At 70.1% G+C, this 2,554-nt stretch carries 4 protein-coding genes; 1 reads left to right on the forward strand and 3 read right to left on the reverse strand.

The window, feature by feature from the left end; translation table 11 throughout:
• Positions 1 to 1,035: low temperature requirement protein A (locus D471_RS0125485; protein ID WP_040691265.1), on the reverse strand; the 1,035-nt coding region annotated here is incomplete at its 3' end.
• 177 nt (positions 1,036 to 1,212) lie between these two features.
• On the opposite strand from D471_RS0125485, the gene D471_RS0125490 reads away from it, so the two are divergent.
• Positions 1,213 to 1,872 (forward strand): potassium channel family protein, encoded by a 660-nt coding sequence (locus D471_RS0125490; protein WP_017601239.1) that lies wholly within the window; start codon positions 1,213 to 1,215, stop codon positions 1,870 to 1,872.
• A gap of 111 nt (positions 1,873 to 1,983) precedes the next feature.
• Here the strand turns inward: D471_RS0125490 and D471_RS0125495 are convergent, their stop codons facing one another.
• Positions 1,984 to 2,223 carry a hypothetical protein gene (locus D471_RS0125495; protein ID WP_017601240.1) on the reverse strand — a complete coding sequence of 80 codons (240 nt, stop codon included), beginning with the start codon at positions 2,221 to 2,223 and terminating at the stop codon, positions 1,984 to 1,986.
• 92 nt (positions 2,224 to 2,315) lie between these two features.
• The coding region (locus tag D471_RS40455) for a hypothetical protein (RefSeq protein WP_026128069.1) at positions 2,316 to 2,554 on the reverse strand (239 nt) is incomplete at its 5' end.

A 2,554-nucleotide genomic window follows, 5' to 3' on the forward strand; every position in this document is an offset into this window, starting at 1 on the left:
GGCGATCCCGGTCAGTCGGCTGGTGGCGGTGCGGCGCCACAGGGCGCGCTGGAAGATCAGGTTGCCGAGCAGGTAGACGATCGGGCCGGAGACGATCGTGAAGGCGATCCACGCCGAGGTCTCCCCGACCGGGTGGTGCACGACCTCCTCGATGCCCACCGCGACCAGGATCGCGCCGCCGACCATCAGCGCGTGGGCGTAGGCGTAGGCGTCCCGGGCGGCCGCGGTGACGTCGTCGGACTCGTACTCGTGCTCGGCATTGCCGTGGCGGAAGTCGAAGTACAGCCACCAGAGCAGGAACATCGTGGTGAACCCGACCACCGCGGCGGCCACGACGCCGAACGTGAACTCCTCCGACAGCAGGGCTCCCCCGAGCACCAGGATCGACTCGCCCAGGGCGATGATGAACACCAGCCGGTTGCGCTCGGCCAGGTGCGACTCTGTGGTCGGCCAGGACGACATGGGCGTGGAGCCGAGTCCCGGCAGCCAGAACCCGAACCGGGGCGACGCGTATTCGATCAGCACCGCCAGCGCCCACAGCGCGAGCCGCGTCTCGCCCTCGAAGCCCAGCCCGACCAGCCACAGCACTCCCGCGATGGCGCTCCACGCCAGCAGGTGCGCGTAGTTGCGGCCCATCACCTGGCCGCGGAACGCCCACACCATGAACGAGCTCCGCACCAGCTGGAGTACCAGGTACCCGGTGACGAACAGCCAGGCGCGCTCGGTGAACGCCTCGGGGATGGCGATGGCCATCGTCAGCGCGGCCAGCATGAGCACCGCGAGCAGCAGCTGTGTGCCCCGCGCGAACGGGTTGAGCCAGTTCATCGCCCACGCGGTGTAGTTCCACCCCCACCACACCGCGAAGAACAGCACCGCCGCCTCCGCGACGCCGAGCACGTCCAGGTGGGCCACCACGTAGTGGGACAGCTGGATGATGGTGAAGACGTAGACCAGGTCGAACAGCAGCTCGACGGGGCCGACGTGCCCCTGGGTGTCCTTGGTCCGGAGCAGGTTCCGGGTCTGTTGCACGCTCACGCGTGGTCCTCTCTCGTACTGGTGCGACACGTCGTCCGGCAGGGAACGTCCCTGAACGGCGACCACCGTCGGGAGGCGGATCGTGACACCGCGCGAGTAGTATCGGCGCGACCGCCTGTCACGTCGATACGTTATGGCCGTTCCCCGCCCCGTGCCACCTCCACCCCTGGTGATCCCATGAGTCGTACCTCTCTGCTCGCGAGCCTGCTGGGCTTCGTCTCCGTCCTGCAGTTCGGCTATCCGATCACCGGATACGGCGAGCTGTGGACCGCGCTCTACATGGTCCTCTACGCGGTCATGCTGATCTTCGGGCTCCTGGTGGTGCACGCCGAGGGGGAGACGTACCGGCCGCTGATCGCCGTCACCGTCGTGTTCCTGTTCACGGGCACCTGGTTCTCCCTGGACCAGGACAGCACGCCCGCGGCCGTCGCGATGCTGGTCAGCGTGGCCCTGTCGATGGCCTCACTGATGTTCTCGCTCATGCGGTTCGTCTTCCGGCGCGGCACCGTGCCCGGCATCGACCTCGTCCTCGCGGCGATCACGGCCTACCTCATCCTGGGCGGGCTGGCGGCCGCGAGCTTCACGCTGCTCGAGATCGCCGTGCCGGGCAGCTTCGAGGACCCGCAGGCCGACGGACCGCTGGTCTGGCAGCAGTTGCTGTACTACTCCTACGTCACCGTCGCCACGCTCGGGTACGGCGACGTCCTGCCGATCACTCCCTGGGCCCGTTCGCTCGGCTCCCTCCTGTCCGTTGCCGGGACGCTGTACCTCACCGTGATCGTCGCGCGGCTCGTGGGCATCTGGTCGTCCAGCCGTGACGACGCCGCGCGGGGGTGAGCGCCGACCGAACGGACACGGTCGACTCTTCGGGAAAAGGGGATGTCCTCGGCGCGGCGCCCGCCCGTCACCCACCACCGTCCGGGGCCGCCTCGCAGCGGGCGCCTCCCCTCAACGGCGGGGGTGCTCGTACCGCAGCCTCCGGTACACCCAGTACACGTTCAGGCACGCGCCCGCCAACCCCGCGCCGAGCAGCACGACCAGCCACGTCTCATCCGTCAGAAGCGCCGCGGCGACCACTCCCACCAGCAGCACCAGGGCCCCGAACACCGCCAGGACCATGCGGAACCCCAGCGCGCTCGCGGGCCGGTCGTGACTGCCCAGCGGACCCTTCAGACTTCCCCGCCGCATGGCGTCCTCCCTTCGCGCCGTCCGTGTCCGTTCTACCGGCGCGCCGTCGGGTGGACGCAGCGGCCCCGCTCGACGGGCCCCGCACCCCACCCCTACCCACCCTGGCGGAGGTCCTCCTCGGGATCGGGTGTCACGTGGAGTGTCGGGACGCCGAAGGGCCGTGCCATCGGGCCGCCCCAGTCACGGAGGACGGGGCAGTGCGGGGCGGGCGCGCCGTCGAGGAACCGGTTCGCCTCCTCGTAGAGGGCGGCGCTGGTCGGCAGGTAGGCGTGCGGTGCGCGCACCGGGCAGGCGTTCCGGTCGACCGGCAGCCGCCACCCGGAGGGCATGA

The organism is Nocardiopsis lucentensis DSM 44048, assembly GCF_000341125.1.
Classification (GTDB): domain Bacteria; phylum Actinomycetota; class Actinomycetes; order Streptosporangiales; family Streptosporangiaceae; genus Nocardiopsis; species Nocardiopsis lucentensis.

Coding starts and splice junctions, on each gene's coding strand:
- D471_RS0125490 (WP_017601239.1), top strand. CDS start 1,213: ATGAGTCGTACCTCTCTGCTCGCGAGCCTGCTGGGCTTCGTCTCCGTC.
- D471_RS0125495 (WP_017601240.1), bottom strand. CDS start 2,223: ATGCGGCGGGGAAGTCTGAAGGGTCCGCTGGGCAGTCACGACCGGCCC.